This is a genomic window from Bacillus sp. FJAT-29814, from assembly GCF_001510715.1.
Classification (GTDB): Bacteria; Bacillota; Bacilli; order Bacillales; family Cytobacillaceae; genus Neobacillus.
Genome location: NZ_LMTJ01000006.1, coordinates 69,415 through 91,961, shown reverse-complemented (window position 1 = coordinate 91,961; position 22,547 = coordinate 69,415). Strand labels below are relative to the sequence as shown.

Annotated in this window: 19 protein-coding genes and 1 riboswitch; of the genes, 11 read left to right on the top strand and 8 right to left on the bottom strand. The window is 41.5% G+C overall.

The window, feature by feature from the left end; all coding sequences use genetic code 11:
- The first annotated feature begins 129 nt into the window (after positions 1-129).
- From pxpB to AR334_RS17225, 3 genes are read left to right on the top strand one after another with little or no spacing between them, the layout of a single operon-like run.
- Positions 130-861 carry a 5-oxoprolinase subunit PxpB gene (pxpB, locus tag AR334_RS17235; protein ID WP_082692995.1) on the top strand — a complete coding sequence of 244 codons (732 nt, stop codon included), beginning with the start codon at positions 130-132 and terminating at the stop codon, positions 859-861.
- Entirely contained in the window at positions 858-1,622 is a 765-nt protein-coding gene (locus AR334_RS17230) for a 5-oxoprolinase subunit PxpA (protein ID WP_066314149.1), read from the top strand. The genes pxpB and AR334_RS17230 overlap by 4 nt, the downstream gene beginning before the upstream one ends.
- Positions 1,622-2,572, top strand: coding sequence for a biotin-dependent carboxyltransferase family protein (locus AR334_RS17225; RefSeq protein WP_066314148.1), 951 nt, complete (start codon positions 1,622-1,624; stop codon positions 2,570-2,572). Before AR334_RS17230 ends, AR334_RS17225 begins: the two co-directional genes overlap by 1 nt.
- Here AR334_RS17225 and AR334_RS17220 read toward each other — a convergent pair.
- From AR334_RS17220 to AR334_RS17185, 8 genes are all read right to left on the bottom strand, one after another.
- Positions 2,515-2,760 carry a hypothetical protein gene (locus AR334_RS17220; protein WP_082693019.1) on the bottom strand — a complete coding sequence of 82 codons (246 nt, stop codon included), beginning with the start codon at positions 2,758-2,760 and terminating at the stop codon, positions 2,515-2,517. The genes AR334_RS17225 and AR334_RS17220 overlap by 58 nt on opposite strands.
- Positions 2,761-2,829: 69 nt before the next feature.
- Entirely contained in the window at positions 2,830-4,047 is a 1,218-nt protein-coding gene (locus AR334_RS17215; RefSeq protein WP_066314143.1) for an MFS transporter, read from the bottom strand.
- 15 nt (positions 4,048-4,062) lie between these two features.
- On the bottom strand, positions 4,063-4,479 hold the full coding sequence (locus AR334_RS17210) for a MarR family winged helix-turn-helix transcriptional regulator (RefSeq protein WP_066314138.1): 417 nt from the start codon (positions 4,477-4,479) through the stop codon (positions 4,063-4,065).
- A gap of 280 nt (positions 4,480-4,759) precedes the next feature.
- Positions 4,760-8,209, bottom strand: a complete 3,450-nt coding sequence (gene metH, locus AR334_RS17205) for a methionine synthase (protein WP_066314137.1) — start codon at positions 8,207-8,209, stop codon at positions 4,760-4,762.
- Entirely contained in the window at positions 8,187-10,046 is a 1,860-nt protein-coding gene (locus AR334_RS17200; RefSeq protein ID WP_066314136.1) for a bifunctional homocysteine S-methyltransferase/methylenetetrahydrofolate reductase, read from the bottom strand. The genes metH and AR334_RS17200 overlap by 23 nt, the downstream gene beginning before the upstream one ends.
- 2 nt (positions 10,047-10,048) lie before the next feature.
- Positions 10,049-11,236 carry a cystathionine beta-lyase gene (metC, locus tag AR334_RS17195; protein ID WP_066314134.1) on the bottom strand — a complete coding sequence of 396 codons (1,188 nt, stop codon included), beginning with the start codon at positions 11,234-11,236 and terminating at the stop codon, positions 10,049-10,051.
- On the bottom strand, positions 11,236-12,348 hold the full coding sequence (locus AR334_RS17190; protein ID WP_066314131.1) for a methionine biosynthesis PLP-dependent protein: 1,113 nt from the start codon (positions 12,346-12,348) through the stop codon (positions 11,236-11,238). The genes metC and AR334_RS17190 overlap by 1 nt, the downstream gene beginning before the upstream one ends.
- Positions 12,349-12,479: 131 nt before the next feature.
- Positions 12,480-12,592, bottom strand: a riboswitch (SAM riboswitch).
- Between the two features lie 85 nt (positions 12,593-12,677).
- A complete protein-coding gene (locus AR334_RS17185) occupies positions 12,678-13,034 on the bottom strand; it encodes an XRE family transcriptional regulator (protein ID WP_066314128.1) in 357 nt (118 codons plus the stop codon).
- A gap of 646 nt (positions 13,035-13,680) precedes the next feature.
- Here AR334_RS17185 and AR334_RS17180 point away from each other — a divergent pair.
- The 8 genes from AR334_RS17180 to rffA all read left to right on the top strand — a co-directional run bounded on the left by AR334_RS17180 (position 13,681) and on the right by rffA (position 22,536).
- On the top strand, positions 13,681-15,504 hold the full coding sequence (locus AR334_RS17180) for a nucleoside-diphosphate sugar epimerase/dehydratase (protein ID WP_066314124.1): 1,824 nt from the start codon (positions 13,681-13,683) through the stop codon (positions 15,502-15,504).
- Positions 15,505-15,587: 83 nt separating this feature from the next.
- Entirely contained in the window at positions 15,588-16,709 is a 1,122-nt protein-coding gene (locus AR334_RS17175; RefSeq protein ID WP_066315351.1) for an aminotransferase class I/II-fold pyridoxal phosphate-dependent enzyme, read from the top strand.
- A gap of 100 nt (positions 16,710-16,809) precedes the next feature.
- Positions 16,810-17,541 (top strand): YveK family protein, encoded by a 732-nt coding sequence (locus AR334_RS17170; RefSeq protein ID WP_066314122.1) that lies wholly within the window; start codon positions 16,810-16,812, stop codon positions 17,539-17,541.
- On the top strand, positions 17,531-18,217 hold the full coding sequence (locus tag AR334_RS17165) for a CpsD/CapB family tyrosine-protein kinase (protein WP_253701312.1): 687 nt from the start codon (positions 17,531-17,533) through the stop codon (positions 18,215-18,217). Before AR334_RS17170 ends, AR334_RS17165 begins: the two co-directional genes overlap by 11 nt.
- Before the next feature lie 23 nt (positions 18,218-18,240).
- Positions 18,241-19,005: a tyrosine-protein phosphatase gene (locus AR334_RS17160; protein ID WP_066314121.1), complete on the top strand. Its 765-nt coding sequence runs from the start codon at positions 18,241-18,243 to the stop codon at positions 19,003-19,005.
- Between the two features lie 668 nt (positions 19,006-19,673).
- Positions 19,674-20,345 (top strand): O-antigen ligase, encoded by a 672-nt coding sequence (locus tag AR334_RS30165; protein WP_216638029.1) that lies wholly within the window; start codon positions 19,674-19,676, stop codon positions 20,343-20,345.
- Positions 20,346-20,374: 29 nt separating this feature from the next.
- Positions 20,375-21,355, top strand: coding sequence for a glycosyltransferase (locus tag AR334_RS17150; protein WP_066314114.1), 981 nt, complete (start codon positions 20,375-20,377; stop codon positions 21,353-21,355).
- A gap of 11 nt (positions 21,356-21,366) precedes the next feature.
- Positions 21,367-22,536 (top strand): dTDP-4-amino-4,6-dideoxygalactose transaminase, encoded by a 1,170-nt coding sequence (gene rffA / locus AR334_RS17145; protein WP_066314110.1) that lies wholly within the window; start codon positions 21,367-21,369, stop codon positions 22,534-22,536.
- The last annotated feature ends 11 nt before the right edge of the window (positions 22,537-22,547 follow it).

Here is a 22,547-nt window from a genome sequence, read left to right as displayed (position 1 = left end):
ATAGCCAAAACCGAAACGAATGTAAAATTTAATGCTTAATTTAGAATATTTGCAAATCGAAATATATTTCACTTGAAATCTATCCGGTTAACATATACTTTAAAATCAAAAGGAAAATAGGAGATTGCTATGATTGAGTTTGAACCCCTTGGGGATACGGCGATCCGGGTTTCTTTCGGCAATGAAATTAATGAAACCACACATAAGCAAATCCAACAATTTATCGTCCGCCTTTCTATTGAAAAAATAACCGAGATTATCGAATGGGTGCCGGCCTACACAACGGTTGCGATTTACTATCGGCCTGAGGATATCTCTTATGAAAAATTATCAACTTTAATCAAAAAAGTTTTTGCAGCCTCAAGCCATTCACCAGATGGAGTGGCAAGGGTTTATGAAATACCCGTTTTGTACGGCGGTAAAACAGGTCCTGACCTTTCTTATTTAGCCAAATATCATCACTTGACTGAAGAGGAGGTAATCGCGCTTCACTGCGGACAGGAATACCTAATTTATATGATGGGGTTTGTCCCGGGGTTCCCTTATCTTGGGGGGCTATCACCGAAGCTCACGGTCCAGCGGCTTGAACATCCGAGACCAAGTGTGGCAGCTGGCTCAGTCGGAATTGGCGGGAACCAGACCGGTATTTATCCTTCAAAGGTTCCATCAGGCTGGAGAATTCTCGGGATTACGCCAGTAAAGCTATTCGATATCACGAAACCATCACCGGTTCTATTGTCGGCGGGGAATTACATTAAATTTTACCCAATCGATGGAGCTGAGTTTGTCAGGATTAAGCAATTGGCAGCGGAAGATAAATACAAGGTAAAAACATACTTAAAGGGGGGAGAGCAGAAGTGAAAGTAATCGATTTAAATGCTGATTTGGGGGAAAGCTTTGGCGCGTTTAAGGTTGGCAACGATCAGGAGATTTTACCATATATATCTTCAGCCAATATTGCCTGCGGCTATCATGCCGGTGACCATAATGTCATGTTTGAAACGGTGAGGTTGGCACAAAAATATGGCGTCCGAATTGGCGCCCATCCGGGGCTTCCGGATTTGGCCGGGTTTGGACGCAGAGAAATGCAGATTTCTGCACGGGAAATTTATCATTTGGTCGTCTATCAAATCGGAGCGCTGGCGGCTGTTTGTTTAGCATGCGGAACTAGGCTTTCTCATGTAAAGCCACACGGGGCATTATATAATATGGCGGCAAAGAGTAAAGAATTGGCTGGGGCAATTGCCCATGCCGTAGCTGATGTGGATTCTTCATTGGTGTTATATGGACTTGGCGGCAGCGAACTGGTCAAGGAAGGGAAAAATACAGGACTCCTTGTTGCCGAAGAAGTGTTTGCCGACAGAACTTATCAGCCGGACGGTTCATTAACCTCAAGGAAGGATGCAAATGCAATGGTTCATAACTCAGAACTTGCGGTGACCAGGGTGATTCGCATGATTACGGAAGGTAAAGTGCCAGCCGTAAACGGGGCAGAAATTGATATTCAAGCGGATACAATCTGCGTTCATGGTGACGAACCGCATGCCTTGAAATTCGTCCGGAACTTAAGAGCTGCTCTTAAAATGAATGATATTTCAGTTAGGGAAAGCTGGCGTTCCTAATGTCGACAGAAATTTTTAAAGTAATAAAGCCAGGATTGCAAACAACTGTCCAAGATTTAGGGAGATATGGTTACCAGCAATTTGGGATTAGTCCATCGGGAGCGATGGATCCTTATTCATTGCAAATGGCAAATATTCTCGTTGGTAACGGTCCGGGAGAAGCAGGTCTGGAAATTTCTTTTGTTGGTCCAGTGTTGGAGGCACAGGCTAATATGGTCATCGCGATTTGTGGAGGGGATTTTTCTCCTCAGGTCGATGGTGAAGAGGTTCCGCAGTGGAAAAGCTTTCTGCTAAAAAAGGGGCAGGTTCTCTCGGTTGGTGCCTGCAAAGTGGGAGCAAGGACTTTTATCGCTGTGGCCGGCGGACTGGACGTTCCGATTATTTTGGGAAGCAAATCGACATTTTTAAATGGGGGCTTTGGCGGGTATGAAGGACGTGCACTGCAAAAGGGGGACATTTTGCGGGGAACCCCAGTTTTAAGGAAACCTTTTAGAGCATTACATCCGAAATTGATTCCGGAATACAAAAAGGAGCTCCAGCTTCGAGTTATTGTAGGACCGCATCAGCATATGTTTACTGAAGCGAGTATTGAAAGGTTTCATAACGGGGAATATGCAATTTCACCCCAATCCAACCGAATGGGTTACCAGCTTAAAGGGCCCATACTTGAACACTTGGCTGGTCCAGATATCGTCTCCGACCCAGTACCACTAGGCGGAATCCAAGTCCCCGCCAGCGGAGAGCCGATCATCCTAATGGCCGAACGGCAAACCACCGGTGGTTATACCCGAATTGGGACCGTGATTTCAGTCGATATCCCCAAATTGGCGCAAGCGGTGCCTGACACCATTACACAGTTCACCACGGTTTCAATAGAGGAAGCACACCAGCTTTATAAAGAGAGACAAATTTTAATCAAGCATTTGTCGTCGCTGTCGAGGACAAAATAAAAAGAACCATCGTTTCCGTCTTGGGATTGATGGTTCTTTTGTTTAAATTGATACAAATAATCCTTTTTGGTTTTGGTCAACCGGGTTCTCATGTCGCTGAAAACAAATGGGCTCCGCTTTACTTCCGGATTCAGTTTTCCTTCGCGGGCAAGTTTTTCGCGTAGCTTCTTGGCTTTTGATTTCGCCACGTTCATCACTCCTCCAATATTTGGTTAATAATACATTATATAGTATGTGAAGGAGTATTGTAAACGGAATTATCTGATTTCCTGAACTTTTGTATGCTGACTGTTTGTCGATTTTTCAGCAGCGGCTTTCTTTTTCGTATGCAGGAAGTAAAAAAGAATTGCCCCGATTAATACGTAGAATGTGCAAAGGAAATATAGCGTACTATAGTCCATTTTTGCAGCCACCATACCTACAAAAAGTGATCCCAATGCAATGCCTATATCATAAATGGATAAAAAGGTCGCTGTTGCCAGACCACGTTTTCTTGGCTCGGCATTTTGGATTGCAATCGTTTGGAACGTCGGAAACAGCGTTCCCCAGCCTAACCCAATCAGTCCAGCAGCAATAAGGAATGTTACCGCCCCGCTACTTTGACTTAACACGAACATGCCGATTGCGAAAAGAACAATGCAAGGATAAGAAATGACGTTTGGGCCGTATCGATCAAGCCATTTTCCTGTAAACGGTCTTGAAATCAGCAGCACGACCGCATAAACAACAAAAAACAAGCTCGCAACATTCTCTACGTGAATTTCTACAGCATAGATGGATACAAATGATAGAAGTGCCGAATAGACGATGGCCAAAAAGCTGCCGACAATCGCAATTGGAACGGCGGATGCTTCAAATAAGCCGCGAATCGAAAAGCTTGAAAGCACTTCGATTTGATTATCTTGTTCCGGTTTTGCAATCTTGACGCTTAAACCAGTGAGCAGGGCCCCGATTGCTATGGCAATGCTTAGAATAAACATTGCTTTTGCGCCCCATTGTTGGATGGTCATCAAACCGACAAATGGTCCCAACACCATGGCCATATTTGTTGATAAAACAAAGTATCCCATCCCTTCACCACGGCGGGCAGTAGGAATGATATCGGCTACAATGGCGCCTACAGCGGTGGTAGCCATCCCAAAGCCTATACCATGCAACAGTCGGATTGCTAAGAACCCAATTACTGTTTTTGGAATTAAATATAGTGGCGCTGCTACGGCAAATAGAATCAGCGCTGTTAACAAAACTTTTTTGTTTCCAGCATGTTCTAGCCATTGGCCGGCAAGAGGGCGAGAGATGATGGCGGAGAGCAGAAAGATGGTTGTCATTAAACCTGCCTCGGTTGCGCTTGTATGAAGTTCATCCAATGCATAGCTTGGAAGGGTGACGAGCAAGATATAGAATGTTAAAAATAAGAAAAAGTTACTTGAAGAAACACTGATAAAATCCTTTGTCCATAATTTCGGTTTAGTCATTAAATGCACTCCTTTTTAGAAAAGTTGTTCCAGCCAGCCTTTTTGCAGTTGAAGCAGTTCTTTTTGTTTTTCTTCTGAAAGTCCGTTTAATAAAGCTTTATTTACTTCTTTTACGATCCGTTCCCACTCTGGATACCTCGCCAAAGCCTCGTCAGTCAATTCCACACGCTTTTCCCGTTTATCATGCTGCCCGGGCACCTGCTTCACATATCCTTGTTTAACAAGCCGTTGAATCGTTCTTGTCATTGGCGGGGCCTCAACAGCCAGATATTCTGACAATTCCTTTTGAGTCAAAGAGGATTTTTCTTTTAAAACAAAAATAACGGCCCATTGCGAACCGTACAAACCTGTTGGTTTTAGAGCTTCATTGAGTTTGTTGGTAAGACGGCGTGAAAGCTGGTGAAGAGTATGGAAGAGTTCGTGGCTATACATAAGACGCTCCAATTTTAAGATTAGTTACCTAGGTAACTATAATGAAAAACTTGAAAATTGTCAAGGAATGCCCCACATGGCAATGAGATTATGCCTTTATTGATAGTTTGGCGAATAAACTGTGGTATTCGGCGAATAACTCCACCAATTCGGCGAATAGTTCAAGAAGTTTGGCGAATATCGAGCCATTCTCGGCGAATAACCCAGTAAAATTACCGAAAAAACAATCGATTCTCCATATAAATAGCCGCAGAATGTATCTGCGGCTTCTTTCCAAAATTTATCTCAACACATTAAAATACCTTGCTTCCGGATGGGCAAAGACCATCGCAGAGACGGAGGCCTCCGGTTCCATCATGCAGCCTTCGGTGAGATTAACACCGATATTCTCCGGTTCAATTAATCTAAACAGCTTCTTCTGATCTTCTAAATCTGGACAGGCCGGATAACCGAACGAAAAGCGCTGGCCTTGATATTTAGCAGCAAACCGGTCTTGCATCGTAAACGTAAGCGGATCCGGGAAGCCCCAGCGGTCGCGCATTTGCCGGTGAATCAACTCGGCTAAACCTTCGGCGCTTTCAAGTGCCAGCGATTGAAGCGCGTGGCTTTCCAAGAAGCGGCCCTCATTTTTCAACCCATCGGCAACTTCGCGTATTCCCCGCCCGGCCGTTACGGTAAAGAAACCGACATAATCCATCACGCCACTGTCAACAGGCTTTAAGAAGTCTGCCAAACAAAGATGCGGGCTCGAATCCTGACGCGGGAAGTCAAATGTTTCAATAATCTGGCTGTGATTATCCGGATTATAGATATAAATCTTATTCCCATCCGATTGCGCCGGGAAAAACTGATACACTGCAGCCGGTTTGATCCAGCCATTAGCGTTTGCATCCAATAATAGCTGATCGACCATCTCTTTGACCTTCAAAGCCTTTTCGTCCTTTTCGGCAATCTGCTTGGCGATTTTCCCCTTCACACCAAGATGGTGGCCCAGCAACATTTGCATATTGATATAGGGTTCCACATGGGATAAGGAATACGATTTTAATACGTGCCGTTTTGTATCTTTCGGAACAAACACGGGCACCGTGGTCGAGACTGCCGGTTTTGGCTTGACGGCCACCGAGGACACGGACCTGCTAGGCAAATCAAGCGGCACATCCACCTTGGCCAACTTTTCCTGTTTTTCGGCAATCAGCTTTTCAAGTTCCTCTGGGGATTGTAGCTGGTTTGCAAGACTTAAGCCATTCATCGCATCCTTTGCATACAAAACGAGGCCGTCATATTCCTTGGAAATTTTTGTGTCAGTAAATTTCCGTGACAGGGCGGCACCGCCAACCATAATCGGCAGATCGATCCCAGCTTCCTTCATATCTTGTGCAGTTAACACCATTTGCTGAGCGGACTTAACCAGGAGTCCAGACAGACCGACAATATCCGGTTTTTCCTCCCGAATGGCTTTAATCAGCTCCGCCGGAGTCACTTTAATCCCAAGGTCAATCACATTATAGCCGTTGTTACTAAGGATAATGTCGACAAGATTTTTGCCAATATCATGGACATCTCCTTTAACGGTCGCAAGCAGTACTTTACCCTTAGAAGCAGACACGTCGCCTTTTTCCATAAACGGTTCCAAATAGGAAACCGCGGCTTTCATAACTTCGGCACTTTGCAGTACCTCGGCAACAATCAATTGGTTGTCATTAAATAACCGGCCGACTTCCTTCATCCCGTCCATTAACGGACCATTGATAATATCGAGTGGGGCAGGATATTGCGCCAATGCTAATTCCAAATCAGGCAGCAGACCTTCCTTTGTACCTTCCACCACATAATAGGCAAGCCGTTCCTCAAGGGTCATATCCGTCCCAGTCACTTTCGCTTCCTTCTTTTTATCGCGATAAAAATTGGTAAACGTAGCTAAGGTTTCATCGGTTGTATCAAACAGAAGGGCTTCGGCAAGTGCGACTTCTTCCTTGGAAATTGAAGCGAACCGTTCCAATTTTTCCGTATTGACAATCGCGTAGTCGAGTCCTGCCTGGGTACAATGATATAGGAAAACGGAATTCAAAATTTCACGGCCAACCGGAGGCAGTCCAAAGGAGACATTACTGATTCCAAGAATTGTTTGCACGCCCGGCAACTGTTCTTTAATCAACCGGATTCCATCAACAGTCGCTTTAGCAGACCCGATGTATTGCTCATCCCCGGTACCAACTGGAAAAACCAATGGGTCAAAAATCAGGTCCTGCGGTTTCAAACCATATTTATTCACTAACAGGTCATAGGAACGCTTGGCAATTTCCAATTTCTTTTCCGCCGTGACGCCCATTCCTTTTTCATCAATCGTTCCGACCACAACAGCAGCGCCGTATCGATGAATAAGGGGAACAACCGCTTCAAAACGTTCTTCGCCATCCTCAAGGTTAATCGAGTTGATAATAGATTTCCCTTGCGAATATTTTAGCGCTTTTTCAATGACCTTATCATCGGTGGAGTCAATTACAAGCGGCACTTTGACCTTTTTGACGACTTCTTTAATGAAGTTTTCCATATCGATAAGCTCATCACGGTCCGGGTCGGCAAGACAAATGTCGATGACATGCGCACCGCCCTTCACCTGCGCCCGGGCGACTTCGGCTGCTTCCTCAAATTTCCCTTCCGCAATCAGACGTTTAAATTTGCGGGATCCGATGACATTGGTTCGCTCGCCGACCATGATTGGCCGTAAAGTTGGATCGTCGTAAATGAACGGGTCAATCCCAGATACCATGTGCACAGGATTAGGCGAAAATTCCCTCGGCTTAAATTCTTTCATTACTTCGGAAATAGCACGAATATGTTCAGGGGTTGTTCCGCAGCAGCCGCCGACAATATTGAGCCAGCCATGGGCAGCAAAATCAGCCAGTTTTTTCGCGAGGGTTTCCGGTGTTTCATGATAGTGCCCTTCCTCGTCCGGCAAGCCGGCATTTGGATAGCAGCTAACCGCGGTAGAAGCTAGGCCGGCCAAGGTACGAACATGATCCTGCATGAATTCCGGTCCGGTGGCGCAGTTTAAGCCGACTGCCACAGGATTCATATGCTCAACTGATATGAAAAACGAATCAATCGTTTGGCCAGCAAGAGTGGTTCCCATTGGTTCAATCGTACCGGAGATAAACAACGGCAGTGTTTTGCCTGTTTTGGTAAAAGCATTTTGAATGCCGACGAAGCCTGCTTTGACATTTAGCATATCCTGGCTTGTTTCAAGCAGGAGCAGGTCAACTCCGCCGTCAATCAAACCAAGTGCTTGTTCTTCATAGGATGCAGCAAGTGCGTCGAAGGTAGTGCCCACGGTTACACTCAATGTTTTTGTCGTTGGTCCCATCGAACCGGCGACATAGCGGGGCCAATCATCAGTGGAGGCCTTCACCACTTCCGACACCGCAATCTGCGCTGCAATTTTATTAATTTCATAGGCCTTATATCCGAGCCCATATTCATCAAGGACAATGCTGGTAGCACCAAAAGTATTGGTCTCGAGAATATCGGCCCCGGCCACTAAATATTCACGGTGAATGCCGGCAATAACCGAAGGGGCAGTTAGATTTAAATTTTCGTTGCAGCCGTCGTATTCCTCACCGCCAAAATCTTCTGGGGTAAGCTCGGCTCGCTGCAGCATGGTTCCCATTGCCCCGTCCATGACAAGAATGCGTTTTTTCAATTGTTCAGTAAATGGTGGTCTCGGCATAGCTGTTCCCCCTTAGTTCACGAGCACGCTGGTTGGCATAAAGTGCCAGTTCAGCGGTTAGCTCATAACGTAAAAATGGTGTAATGAAATAGATTCCGTTAAATAAATCCAGTGCTGTATCGACTAACGATTTTGTAATGGCGATTCCTTCCTGTGCCGCAAGAACAGGGTCGGACAATGACGCCATCCGGTCCCGAATAGAGTCGGCAATTTTGATGCCAGGAACCTCATTATGAAGGAACTCGGCGTTTTTGCTGCTGGTCAGCGGCATCAGTCCAATATAAATGGGTGCATCCAGGTGTTTGGTCTGATCATGAATTTCCAGCAATTTTTCCTCTGAAAACACAGGCTGCGAGATAAAGTAATCAGCGCCGCAATCAATCTTTTTCTCGAGGCGTTTAACTGCTTTTTCAAGTGACCTGACATTCGGGTTAAAGGCGGCAGCAATGCTGAATGCCGTTTTCTGCCCAAGGTCTTTACCGGAAAAAGACAACCCTTCATTTAGCTGTTTGATCATTTGAATTAGTTCAAATGAGGAAACATCATAAACGGAAGAGGCTCCAGGGAAGTCACCGACACGGGCCGGATCGCCGGTAATGGCCAATACATCATGCATGCCAAGCGTATGCAGCCCCATTAAGTGCGATTGCAGGCCGATAATATTACGGTCGCGGCAGGCAATATGAATTAATGGCCTCATTCCTAATTCTGATTTTAACAGGTACCCTAATGATTCATTAGAAATCCTGACTGTCGCAAGCGAATTATCGGCTAACGTAATCGCATCGATTCCTGCTCCCTTCAAAGCTCGGGCGCCTTCGAAAAACTTGGTCGTGTCCAGCTTCCTTGGCGGATCTAATTCGACAATAACAGACGGTCTTTCCTTGACAATATCCTGAAGAGGGGCGTAGTCCCTTGTTACACTCTGCTCTTCAACAATAATCTTTTCCGCTTTTAATTTTACTACTTTTTCAGTAACCGGGGTACTTTCTTTCAATGCAGCAGCAAATGCGCGAATATGCTCAGGTGTTGTTCCACAGCAGCCGCCTAAAAGACGGATGCCCTGTTTGCGAAACTCGAGGGCTGACCTGCGAAAGTATTCCGCATCCCCATCATAATGAAACTTTCCATCGGTATAGGAAGGAAGGCTGGCATTCGGATAAGCAGAAAGAAATGCGTGCTTTGGCAATTCAATTTGTTCAAGGGCAAGCAGCATATGGTGCGGGCCAAGCCGGCAATTAAGGCCGACGACATCGGCACCAAGGGTCTCCAGCCTTTTTAACGCCTCGTTAACAGGAGTTTGGTCTTGCAAATTGCTTGGTTCCTGAAGGGAAACTTGGGCAATGATCGGCAGCTTTGTTTCCTTTCGGGCAATCGACAGTATCGTCTCAAGCTCTTCAAGGTCATAAAATGTCTCTAGCAACAGCCCATCGACATCTTCTAATAACAGACAATAAAGCTGTTCGCGAAAGCTCCGTTTAATTTCTTCTATAGGAATAGAGTTCGGTTTAATGCCGCGGTTGCCGCCCATTGTCCCGAGAACAAAGGCGGCATTTCCGGCAGCCTTTTTTGCATTACGGACAGCGGCACTATTAATGTCCTTCACTGAATCCTCCAAGCCATAACGCCCAAGCTTCAAGTAATTGGCGGCGTAGGTGTTGGTTTGGATAATATCCGCCCCGGCAGCAATATAGGCCTGGTGGATATGTTGAATTTGATCTGGATGTGATAAATTCAATTCCTCAAAGCAGGAATCCGTCCCATATGAATAAAGGAGCGTTCCCATGGCGCCATCGGCAATTAAGATTTGGTTATGCAATTTTTCTAAAAGGCCCATGGTCAGTCTCCTTGCTGCAGTACTAAGTTCTTCTGTTGTAATTTTTCAAAAGCTTGGGAAAAATCCTTGATTAAATCATCGGGATCTTCCAGTCCAACGGATAACCGAAGCAGGCTGTTTTTTATGCCGCGCTTTTCCCGTTCGGCTGGTGGCATCGCCGCATGCGACATTTTCGCCGGATACGATAAAATCGACTCGACTGCGCCAAGACTTACGGCAAAGACCGGTATCTCCACCTCTGATACAAAGGTACGGACCGCATCCTCGTTTGCCAGTTCAAAGGAAAGTACGGCTCCTGCACCGCTTGCCTGGGCTGCTTGCAATTCACGCTGAGGATGATGTTCCAGAGCCGGGTAATAGACTTTTTCTACAAGGTGATGTGATTCTAAAAATCTTGCAATCTTTAATGTGGATTCTTGTGACTGTTTCAAACGGACATGAAGCGTCTTTAGGCCTCTTAACACGAGCCAGGCATCCTGAACGCCAAGGATCGCGCCAAAGGAATTTTGCAAAAAGTAAAGCCGGTTCGCCAAGTCCTCATCCTTCACAACGGCTAGCCCAGCGACGACATCACTATGGCCCGATAAAAACTTGGTTGCACTGTGAAGCACGACATCCGCACCAAGCTCCAACGGCTTTTGCAGGGTTGGCGTCAGAAACGTGTTATCGACAAACGTAAGCGCCCCTATTTCTTTCGCCATTTGGCTGATCGCTCTAATATCCGTGACTTTCAATAAAGGATTGGAAGGAGTCTCGACATAAAAAGCTCTTGTATTTTGGCGGATAGCCTGTTTTACCTGGTCCAGGTCAGTCATATCGACAAAAGTATGTTCGATTCCTAACCTTGACAGAACTTGGGTAACCATCCGGAAGGTTCCGCCATAAACATCCTCCGTGATGACAATGTGATCACCGGTAGAAAGCAGAAGGAAAGCAGTTGAAATGGCTGCCATTCCTGAGGAAAAAGCAAAACCTTTCACGCCACCTTCCAGTTCGGCAATTACATCTTCGAGTGCTTCCCTCGTCGGATTTAAGCTCCGGGCATAATCGTATTTTCCAAACTGGTCGATATCAAATTGATGAAAGGTGGAAGCATGCTGAATTGGCACGCTGACAGCCCCAGTCGCGGCATCTATCTTATGGCGATTATGAAGCAGCCTCGTTTCAAAACTATATTTCTCGCAATCCATTATACTCTCACTCCTTCATGAATATTGGCAAACGCCTGTTGGAGGTCTGCCACTAAATCCTCTACATCCTCAATTCCCACGGAAAAACGCAAAAGTCGATTGCACACGCCTTTTTCAATCCGGACTTCCTCAGGAATATCGGCATGTGTCTGTGTGGCCGGGTACGTAATAAAGCTTTCGGTGCCGCCAAGGCTTTCTGCAAAGGAAATCAGCTTTAAGTTCTGCAGGAACGGATTTACCCAGGTTTCGTCTTTGACGCGGAACGAAACCATCCCGCCGCGGCCTGGATATAAAACGTCAGTTACTGACTCGTGCTGTGATAGATAGTCGACGATGGCCTTTGCATTTTTTTCATGTCGTTCCAAACGGAGCGATAAAGTCTTCATACCGCGCATCAGCAGCCAAGAGTCGAATGGGCTTAACACAGCTCCTGCGCCATTATGGTAAAGGGCTAGATCTTCACAAAGTTCCTTGCCCTTGGCGACAATCAGTCCGGCGAGAACATCATTATGGCCGCCCAGATACTTGGTGGCGCTATGGATAACGATGTCTGCACCCTGCTTAATCGGCTGCTGCAACAGAGGTGTGTAGAACGTATTGTCGACAATCAGCAGAATCCCATGTTTTTTGGCAATCTCGGCCACTGCAGCAATATCCGATTCCTGCATGAGGGGATTAGTCGGAGTCTCCAGAAAAATAGCTTTTGTTTGAGGGGTGATCCTATGTTCAATCTCCTCCGGAATACAGGTATTTACATATTGGGTTGTTAAGCCGTATTTTCTATAGCCTTTTTCTAGTAGACGATACGTCCCACCGTATAAATCTTCACTTACGAGCAACTCATCCCCGGACTGGAATAATGAAAGCACCGTAAAAATCGCTGCCATCCCGGATGAACAAGCAAAGCCTTGGTCGCCAGCCTCCAGTTCAGCAATTGTTTTTTCAAGGAGCTGGCGCGTCGGGTTCCCCGTCCTTGAATAGTCAAATCCGGTGGACTGCCCGATTCCTTCATGCCGATAGGCTGTTGAAAAATAAACCGGCGGATTCACTGTCCCTGTTGCAGTTTCACTGCGATTTCCAATTTGGGCAAGTTTCGTATCAATTTTGTACATGACGCACACTCCTTGTGTAGGTATAAATCGCTTTTAGGCTTTAATGTATTTTGGTGTTAAAGTCTGCAAATAAAATAAAAAAGCCTTCTATAAGAAGAAGACTTTTGTAAGCACTATTCACTCGGTCATTCTTCTTATCTCGCAAACTCGAACATTTGCAGGACTTAGCACCGTTTCAATGAACAAGTCATTGAAGGTTGCTGAGGTGTCATCGGGCCCTTCCCTCAACCTCTCTTGATAAGAAAATTAATATTTAGATTATTAATAAAATTACTACACCTAAGGAGTAGTGTCAATGCATTTGCCAAACATTTTTAAAGTAAGCGCTTTTATTGATCCGCTTTATTCTTTTCCCAGATTTTAAATTTAATATAGTTGATGTATTCGCGGAAATCTTCTTTGTTGATTCCGTCTTTAATGGCAGTTTCTAATATGGTCTGCCATTCCTCATCAAGTGTGGTTTTTTCCGCATCAATGGTTTTCTCAACTTCAGCTCCTGTGAGCAAATATTCAATGGAGACATCCAGGGGCTTTGCTAATTTCATTAAAAAGTGAATGGAGGGATTTTGATTTAAATTCCGTTCAATATTACTGAGATAAGATTTTGAGATATCTGCGCGATCAGCAAGCTCTGTTAATGAAATCCCCTTTTGTTTTCTTAATTTTTTTATTCGGTCTCCAATCATAATATTCTCCTCATATATCAAAGTTTTGAAAGAGTAAGGCCATTGAGGTATGTAGCGGAAGTCATAAATTTATGGCAATGGTGGGTATTTTGAAGCATTTAGTTGAATTTTTTCGAATATCCTCCTTATAGAGGTGACAATCTTAAAAATATTATACGTGAATTTACGTTCTTTTTAAAGAACATTTTATCGTGGCTTTTCGTGCGAAAGATGATGAAATTTGAAATAAAACAATCATATATGACTTAAATCATAATTAAGGAGCTACATATCGTGGGTATTCGGGTTTGAATTGACGATAATTGGGTGTGTGTGGATGAATTTGTATTTTATTATAATTTGTAATTTTAGGATGAAGGGTTTATTATGTTCTTAATAACGAATTTGATTATTCGACTCTCTAAGTAGAATAGGTTTGATATAAAAATTTATTGTTTGGTGATGTCTCCTCTCCGTTATCAATGGAGACACTCGGTCATACTGTGGGTTACATGTAACCTTAGACGCCTGTCGTCGAGAGTGTGATGTGAGGGGGGGTTAGATGCCCAGATTTATTAAAGACTATTATGATTTGGCTTATATAAGCCAAATCATAATAGTCTTTAATTACATTACTTTTAAACAAACCCAATAAAGGGGAGAGATCATGACCTACCGAAAACGGTTGTCTCTGCTTTTTCTCGCAGATTCATTAATAGTTTTATCTGTAGTTTTCTTGAGTAGATTTTTGGTTAACGCTACATTTGATGTCATCACGGTTCCGATAACAGTAACTTCCATAATCATCCTACTAAGTCATCATATTTTATCATTTTTCTTCAAACTTTATAAAAAAGCCTGGAAATATGCAAGTATAGGAGAATTGGTGATTATTTTCAAGGTAGTCACAGCTACTATAATATTGGCCGCTTTTATGCAGAAGTTGGTATTTCACGAAATTTACTTTCGGCTGCTGGCAGTAACATGGTCCCTCCACATTTTGCTAATTGGGGGATCAAGGTTTTGCTTTAGATTGTTCCGTGACTTTCATTCACAAAACAAACAAAGTAAAAAAAGAACACTAATTATTGGTGCCGGGTCGGCTGGGATCATGATTGCAAGACAGTTATTAAAGGAGCAATACTCGGAACTTTGTCCAGTTGGATTTATCGATGACGATATTCAAAAACAAAAACTGGATATCCTCGGTATCTCTGTAGTCGGCGGCGTTAAGATGATTCAACAAACGGTAAAAAATCTGGAAATCGAAAATATCATAATTGCCATACCATCACTTAGTAAGAGGCAATTAAATATCATTTTTAAGGAATGTGCAAAAACAACAGCTAAAACCCAAATTTTGCCGAAGCTGGAGGATTTGGTTACGGGAAAGGTTTCAGTGAATCAATTTCGAGATGTTCAGGTTGAAGATTTATTGGGAAGAGAACCTATTGAACTGGATATCGAATCTATTTCAAATAGTATTTCCAAAAAAAAAGTCCTTGTTACCGGTGCTGGAGGGTCAATTGGTTCTGAAATATGCCGGCAGATTATCCGTTTTAATCCCAAAACTTTAATTTTGTTAGGACATGGTGAAAACAGTATTTATTCAATTGAGTTGGAGCTTCGGGAAAGTTTTAGAGAAACTTCAATCGAAATTTTTACCGAGATTGCTGATATTCAGGATTCCGAAAAGATGAATATTATTATGAAAACATATAGCCCCGATGTGGTATATCATGCGGCAGCACATAAACACGTTCCTTTAATGGAACGGAACCCGGAGGAAGCCGTTAAAAATAATCTTATTGGCACACTAAACGTCGCTAATGCTGCACTTGAAAATGAGGTAAAAACATTTGTGATGATTTCTACTGATAAGGCTGTTAACCCTACTAGTGTTATGGGAGCAACTAAAAGATTAGCCGAAATGATTATTCAGTGGATGGACCAGGAAGGCAGTACAAAATTTGTTGCAGTTCGGTTTGGCAACGTTTTAGGGAGCCGAGGCAGCGTCATTCCCTTGTTCAAAAGACAAATTGAAAGGGGTGGCCCTGTTACCGTTACCCATCCAGACATGGTTCGTTATTTTATGACCATACCAGAGGCCTCTAGACTTGTTATTCAGGCTGGCGCACTTGCCCAGGGTGGGGAGATATTTGTTTTGGATATGGGGGAGCCGGTTAAAATAGTGGATTTGGCAACAAATTTGATCAAATTATCAGGGAACTCAGTTGAGGAGATTGGAATTGAATTTTCAGGGATTAGGCCTGGAGAAAAGCTATTTGAAGAATTACTAAAAGAAGATGAAGTACATGAGGAACAAATTTATCCCAAGATTTATATTGGCAAGACATCAAAACTATATATTCAGGAAATCGAAGAATTCCTTTCAACCTTCTTAAACATGGAGAAAGAAGAAATAAGAGAAAAACTGATTAGCCTTGCCAATCAAAAAGTGGAATGGTCAAAGGTTTCTGTTTCTATATAATGAACTGATTTGGTTTATGAATAGGAGGTGTCAATTTGCAGCAGACAACGGTAAAAAAGCGAATTTTTCTGTCTCCTCCTCATATGAGCGGTGGAGAACTGAAGTATATATCAGAAGCATTTGCATCTAACTGGGTTGCTCCATTAGGACCAAATGTAGATGAATTCGAAAAGGAAGTTGCTAGTTTGGTTGGTGCCAAAGGTGCAGTTGCTGTGAGTTCGGGAACTGCGGCCATTCATTTGGCACTTTCTTTATTGGGTGTCCAAAAAGGGGATACGGTTTTTTGCTCAAGTTTAACTTTCGTTGCAAGTGCAAATCCCATATTGTATCTAGGGGCAGATCCTGTTTTCATCGATTCAGAACCTGATACTTGGAGTATGTCACCATCAGCACTTAAGGAAGCTCTTAAAGAGGCAGCAAGTATTTCTAAACTTCCAAAAGCAGTGATAATCGTTAATCTTTACGGACAGTCCGCCAAAATGGATGAACTAGTATCCATTTGTAAAGAATATCAGATTCCCATTATTGAAGATTCGGCAGAATCCCTAGGTGCAACGTTTAAAGGAAAAGCGAGTGGAACGTTTGGTGATTTTGGAATCTATTCGTTTAATGGCAATAAGATTATTACAACCTCAGGTGGAGGGATGCTGGTTTCCAATGACACAGACGCTCTTAGTAAAGCACGTTTCCTAGCAACTCAAGCAAAAGACCCGGCTCCTTTTTACCAGCATAGTGAACTAGGTTATAACTATAGAATGAGTAATATTTTAGCTGGATTAGGCAGAGGCCAATTGGAGGTATTAGAGGAAAGGGTTGCTGCAAGAAGAGCTATCTTTGAAATCTATCAACAAGAATTAAGCCCGTTTCTTGCTGTCTCATTAATGCCTGAGTTAGAAAATTCATTTTCTACCCGGTGGCTAACTGCTTTAACTTTAGATGAAACATTGGGTGTGTCAATCAATGAATTACTTGAATCATTAGAATCGGAGAATATTGAAGCCAGACATGTTTGGAAACCCCTTCACATGCAGCCGCTTTTTGCGAAGAATAAGAATTATTCGCATAGCAAGAATGAGAATATATCTGAAAAACTTTTTAAAACAGGAATATGTTTACCGTCAGGTTCTAATATGACTCTAGAAGAGCAGAAGAGGATTATTGACTGTATAAAAGTTACCATCAGCAACGGGCTAAAAAAGCGTTAATTGAATTGAAATTATTAAATGACAGACTAAATTACGGGGGCAAAGGAACGGCGGATTGTAAAAATAATCAATTTGATTTATCGCAAGCATGGAGGTTTTTATGGGGCAAACAATAAGTGTTTTCAATTTTTTTCAAATTCTTAGGAAACGTTGGAGATGGATTGTTCTCACAATATTGATCACGGTGTTGACTAGTATTATGTTTACATATTATTTAATTACACCAGTGTATCAGGTTTCTACACAAATTCTTGTCAATCAAAAAACATCTGACAATCAGATAGATTTTTCTCAATTAAGAAATAATGTCGAGCTAATTAGCACTTACACCGATATTATCAAGAGCCCGGTTATTCTAGAAAAAGTAATAGATAAATTAGCAATCAATCAAAATATTGAGCAGCTTAATGGAAATATTTCTGTCAACAACGGAGGCAGTTCACAGGTTTTTTCTATACTGGTTAAGGACTCCGATCCAGAAAGGGCAGTAAACATAGCCAATACCGTATCAGAAGTGTTTCAAACCGAAATTAAAAAAATCATGAATGTAGACAATGTGAGTATACTTGCAAAAGCAGAATTAAAGAAGAATCCAGTTCCTGTGAACCCGAAGCCATTATTTAATCATACTATTGCCATTGTAGTAGGCATATTAGCTGGGATAGGCCTGGCAGTATTGCTGGAGTTATTTGACAAAACTCTAAAGGATAGTCAAGATGTTGAAGCTTATTTAGGGCTTCCTGTATTGGGGGAGGTACAGATTATGCCAAAGCAAAAAGGAAAAAAGGGAGCGGAAATAAGTAACGTGGGAGTTGAAACTCTTGAAACGTAATCTAAAAAATAAAGGGAAAGATGCTGTGACTTTAGCCCCCTACAATAATCCAGGTCAAACAATTACTGAACAATTTAGGATGATAAGGACAAATATTCAATTTTCCGCAGTTGATCAAGATATTAAAACCATTTTGATTACCTCTCCTGAACCTGGTGATGGAAAATCTACAACTGCGGCCAATCTTGCGATTACGCTGGCACAACAAGAAAAACGGGTTTTACTAGTGGATGCGGATTTAAGGAAACCAACTGTCCATTATACATTTAGGGTCAGTAATATTGAAGGACTAACGAGTGTTTTAACTAAGAAAATTTGTAGAGATGAAGCCATTTTGAAGACGTTTATTCCAAACCTTCATATTTTAACCAGCGGCCCCAAACCTCCGAATCCCTCAGAAATGCTGGATTCAAAAGCAATGGAATCATTAATGGAAGAATTAAAAAGCTTGTTTGATTTTGTTGTGTTTGATGCCCCGCCTGTTATGGCAGTTACAGACCCGCAAATCATTGCAGCTAAGTGTGATGGCGTTGTAATGGTGGTGTCCAGCGAAAAAACCAATAGAGACCGAGCGTTAAAAGCAAAGGAAATGCTTGAAAAAGTTAAATCTCGAATTCTTGGTATTGTTGTGAATCGAGTAGCGGTAAAAAAGAGCAAGTATTCCTACTATTATTAATAGTTATTTAAGGGGATATCAGTGTGATTGATATACATTGTCATATTTTACCCAATATTGATGACGGCGCTCCTAATGATTCTGATTTTCTGATGATGGCTAATCAGGCTGTAAGCAATGGAATTACGCATTCATTTGCAACACCCCATCACCTGAATGGCATATTTATTAATCCTAAGGATAAAATCATAAAACTTGTTGGAGAATATAATACCATTTTAGAAGAGAACAATATTCCTCTTCAGATTCATCCGGGTCAAGAGCTGAGGCTCCATCGAGAAATATTTCAGTCCTTAGAAAGGAATGAAATACTAACACTTGATAATAAGGGGAAATATTTATTATTAGAACTTCCTTCCAGAGAAGTTCCTGATTATACACAAGAAGTGGTTTATGAACTGTTATTAAAAGGGTTAACCCCAATATTTGCCCATCCTGAAAGAAACAGAGAATTTCTTGAAGATCATCAGCTTTTATTTGACTTGGCCCAAGAGGGTGCATTATTCCAGTTGACTGCTGGAAGCATTGCAGGGCATTTTGGAAAGAAAATTCAATTCTTTTGTGAAAAAATAATCGAGCACCATTTGGCGCATTTTATCGCAACAGATGCCCATAATATCCACTTTAGAGGGATTAATCTAACGGAAGCATATGATTGGGTTACTAACAAAATTGGAATTCAATATACTTTTTATCTCAAAGAAAATGCTGAATTACTATTAGCAGGGCAAAACTTGCACATTGAGCAGCCAGTGCCTTTTAGAAAGAGGTTCTTGCGTATTTTTTAAGATTAAATTACGGCTCGAACAATGAAGTTATGAAAAGATTGAAAATAACATATTAAGAAAGATGGTGTAGGGGGCGTGTGAGGTATTTACTTGAAGCAGGGGGAGTTCAAAAGAAAAGGCACGTGCTATTCACAGTAATACTCTTTTTAATGGCAATTTTGCTACACCAATCTCAAGTAATATTGGGTATAAACATTTCATTTGCAGACTTTTTTTGCTTAATTGTCTTTGTCATCTTGATAATTAGGAATCAATTAGATATTCCAACACTGCCTTTAAAATTTTTTATTATTGTATCGATGTTTGTTCTGGCAACCGCTGTTATTTATGTTCCTATTCAATTTAATTCCAATACAAATCCAATTGCCATTGTTAGTGATTACATTAAGCTTTCTGCCAGTTTTGTCTACTTTCTTATTGGTTACAATTTATCAAAAATAAACTATTTAGAGAAAACATTGAAATGGTATTCATTATTTTCTATTTTAGTGGGAATTTTGGGGATTATTTTTACGATATTCAGCATTAATGTTTTTTCAAATATTCTATTCTTTGGAGGTACCCGGTTTAGGGGGCTGATGATTGACCCGAATTACTATTCGGTCCTGCAGATTACGGGTCTTGTGTATTTTACCAGATCAAAAATGGTAGAGGCGAGATACAAGTATTTGGCTGTAATCATAACCTTTCTAGCAGTTCTAACTACGGGATCAAAAACAGGAATTATTACTCTGATTTGTTATTTGGCTTTAAGACTAATAGAATATTTGTTTCTGAAAAAGAAAAAAACAGGTGAAGTGGTCGTTCACCTGTTTTTTATTGTGTTTTTGATTTTAATGGCACCATTACCTTTCGGAATATTTGAAAAGGCCATGTATCATTTATCTTCAAGTATACCTTCATTTTTTAGAATTCAAGAACTATTAACAGATATAACTGGTTCCATTTCTGAAAGTGGTTCTGGAAGAGGCGATGCTTGGAATGCTGCTATACAAGTCATTCAGCTGTCACCGTTCTTGGGAGTTGGAATTGGAACTTATACTTCACTTACCGGGGAGATGTTTCATTATGGCAACCTGGCCCATAACACTTTTTTACAGCTATTTGCTGAGTGGGGTATACCACTAGCCACTTGCTTTTTTGGTTATGTATTTTTTTTGCTGGGGAAAGTCTCGCTATTTCGCTTTCACCGTTCAGAAACTAACCTAATCCTGAGGGATATAATGATCATTATGTTGGTGGGGTCAATGGCAATCTCTTTAAACAGTGCCCGGATCCTTTGGTTAATTTTAGGGGCGTTAATTTATTCCGTCAACTCACAACGGATAAATCATAGGTAAATAGAAATATTGAATCGGAGGAGGATTAAATGAATGTATTGGTAAGTGTGAACTGTATTACTTTTAATCAAGAAGATATGATTGGAGATGCGATAGAAAGCTTCCTTGCTCAAAAAACAAATTTTGCCTACGAGATTCTTATTGGTGAGGATTGTAGTACAGATAATACAAAAAAAGTTGTTGAGTCATATAGAGATAAATATCCAGACAAAATTAAACTAATAGCTAACAAGCAAAATTTGGGTTTTATTGGCAATGTTAGAAACCTGCACGAAAAATCAAAGGGGAAATATATTGCCATTTGTGATGGGGATGATTATTGGACCGATCCTTATAAACTTCAAAAGCAAGTAGACTATTTAGAAGAAAATCCAGAGTGTACACTTTGCTTTCATGCTGCAAAAGTGGTTGATAATGAGAAGGAGCCCCTAGGTACAGTTGTCAGGCCAAGTAAAAAAAATAATAAATATTCAGCTGGCGACCTTGTATTTGGTGGTGGAGGTTTTATGCACTCATCTTCAATGATTTATCCAAAACATCTTATGGATACCCCGCCCGATTGGTTTTTTACTTCTTCAGTGTATGACTATCCATTAACGTTAATACTTTCAAGTCATGGCTATGCCTATTATATTGATGAATTTATGTCTGCATACAGAATGGCCAATGGTTCATGGACAACAAGTTTATTGTCCATGAAAAATATGAATACAAAAAAGATTGCTATTAATAAGGGAGATATCCAAATTTTAAAATCATTTAATTTATATTCGAATTTAAAATATAAACAACAAGTAGAAAAAGAGATTTTATTTCGAGAGTTCTTGATATTAATTTACGATCGAAATTTGAAGGAACTAAAAAGCCCGAAATTCAAAAAAGTCTTTAATGACCTGGGATTGAAGAGAAAGGTTAAGTATGTGTTACTGTTTTGTATGCCTAATTTCTCAGCAAAACTTTCGCATTTGTATGGAAGAATTGTCAAAGCCAAATACAATCTTACAAATTGAGGGGGAACAGAATGATTCCATTCAATAAGCCGCCAGTTACTCAAAAAGAACTTAATCATGTACTCGAGGTAATTAACAGCAATCAAAGATTAAGCGGGGATGGTGCATATACAAAGAGATGCCATGAATGGTTTGAAACAAATTTAAATACACCCAAAGCATTTCTGACCACTTCCTGCACACATGCATTGGAAATGGCGGCTATTCTGATTGATATTAAACCGGGGGACGAGGTCATTGCCCCATCATATACATTTGTTTCCTCGGTAAACGCATTTGTTCTTCGCGGCGCCAAAATTATTTTCGTTGATATTCGTCCGGATACAATGAATATCGATGAAAACTTGATTGAAGCAGCGATTACTGATAAGACAAAAGCGATTGTTTTGGTACATTATGCAGGTGTTGCTTGTGAAATGGATTCAATTATGGAAATCGCTAATCGTTACAATCTTTATGTAATTGAAGATGCGGCCCAAGGGATGATGTCAACTTACAAAGGCAAAGCGTTAGGAACAATTGGTGACCTTGGATGCTTTAGTTTTCATGAAACGAAGAACTATTCGATGGGTGAAGGCGGGGCTCTTCTCATTCAAAATGAAAATTTTATAAAGCGGGCAGAAATTATTCGAGAAAAAGGAACAAATCGAGGCGAGTTTTTTCGAGGGCAGGTTGATAAATATACATGGGTAGATATTGGAAGTTCGTACCTCCCCAGTGAATTGAATGCTGCCTACCTTTTTGCCCAACTGGAAGAGGCACATATCATAAATAAAGACCGCCTAAAAAGCTGGCATCTTTACTACGATCATTTGAAAGATTTAGCAAACATGGGGTATATCGAATTACCTCACACCCCAGCAGGTTGTGAACATAATGGCCATATGTTTTTCATAAAGTGCTTAAATATAGAGGACCGTTCGAATTTAATTGAATATATGAAGCAGCATAACGTTTTAACTATGTTTCATTATGTACCATTGCATTCAGCGGATGCCGGATTAAAGTACGGGGAGTTTTCTGGCAAGGATCGCTATACCACAGTAGAGAGTGAACGTCTGCTTAGATTGCCATTATTTTATAAATTAGATGAAGCAGATATCTTGTTTATTACAAACTTAGTTAAAGACTACTATTTGAAAAAGACTAATACAAGTGAAATATTAAATATCCAAAGTTGACAAATTCAAAT

What these genes read in the sequence shown, in the direction of transcription:
- AR334_RS17185 (WP_066314128.1), bottom strand. Translation starts at nt 13,034, where the DNA reads ATGATTGGAGACCGAATAAAAAAATTAAGAAAACAAAAGGGGATTTCA.
- AR334_RS17225 (WP_066314148.1), top strand. Translation starts at nt 1,622, where the DNA reads ATGTCGACAGAAATTTTTAAAGTAATAAAGCCAGGATTGCAAACAACT.
- AR334_RS17190 (WP_066314131.1), bottom strand. Translation starts at nt 12,348, where the DNA reads ATGTACAAAATTGATACGAAACTTGCCCAAATTGGAAATCGCAGTGAA.
- AR334_RS17180 (WP_066314124.1), top strand. Translation starts at nt 13,681, where the DNA reads ATGACCTACCGAAAACGGTTGTCTCTGCTTTTTCTCGCAGATTCATTA.
- rffA (WP_066314110.1), top strand. Translation starts at nt 21,367, where the DNA reads ATGATTCCATTCAATAAGCCGCCAGTTACTCAAAAAGAACTTAATCAT.
- AR334_RS17150 (WP_066314114.1), top strand. Translation starts at nt 20,375, where the DNA reads ATGAATGTATTGGTAAGTGTGAACTGTATTACTTTTAATCAAGAAGAT.
- pxpB (WP_082692995.1), top strand. Translation starts at nt 130, where the DNA reads ATGATTGAGTTTGAACCCCTTGGGGATACGGCGATCCGGGTTTCTTTC.
- AR334_RS17210 (WP_066314138.1), bottom strand. Translation starts at nt 4,479, where the DNA reads ATGTATAGCCACGAACTCTTCCATACTCTTCACCAGCTTTCACGCCGT.
- metC (WP_066314134.1), bottom strand. Translation starts at nt 11,236, where the DNA reads ATGGATTGCGAGAAATATAGTTTTGAAACGAGGCTGCTTCATAATCGC.
- AR334_RS17200 (WP_066314136.1), bottom strand. Translation starts at nt 10,046, where the DNA reads ATGGGCCTTTTAGAAAAATTGCATAACCAAATCTTAATTGCCGATGGC.
- AR334_RS17215 (WP_066314143.1), bottom strand. Translation starts at nt 4,047, where the DNA reads ATGACTAAACCGAAATTATGGACAAAGGATTTTATCAGTGTTTCTTCA.
- metH (WP_066314137.1), bottom strand. Translation starts at nt 8,209, where the DNA reads ATGCCGAGACCACCATTTACTGAACAATTGAAAAAACGCATTCTTGTC.
- AR334_RS17170 (WP_066314122.1), top strand. Translation starts at nt 16,810, where the DNA reads ATGGGGCAAACAATAAGTGTTTTCAATTTTTTTCAAATTCTTAGGAAA.
- AR334_RS17175 (WP_066315351.1), top strand. Translation starts at nt 15,588, where the DNA reads ATGAGCGGTGGAGAACTGAAGTATATATCAGAAGCATTTGCATCTAAC.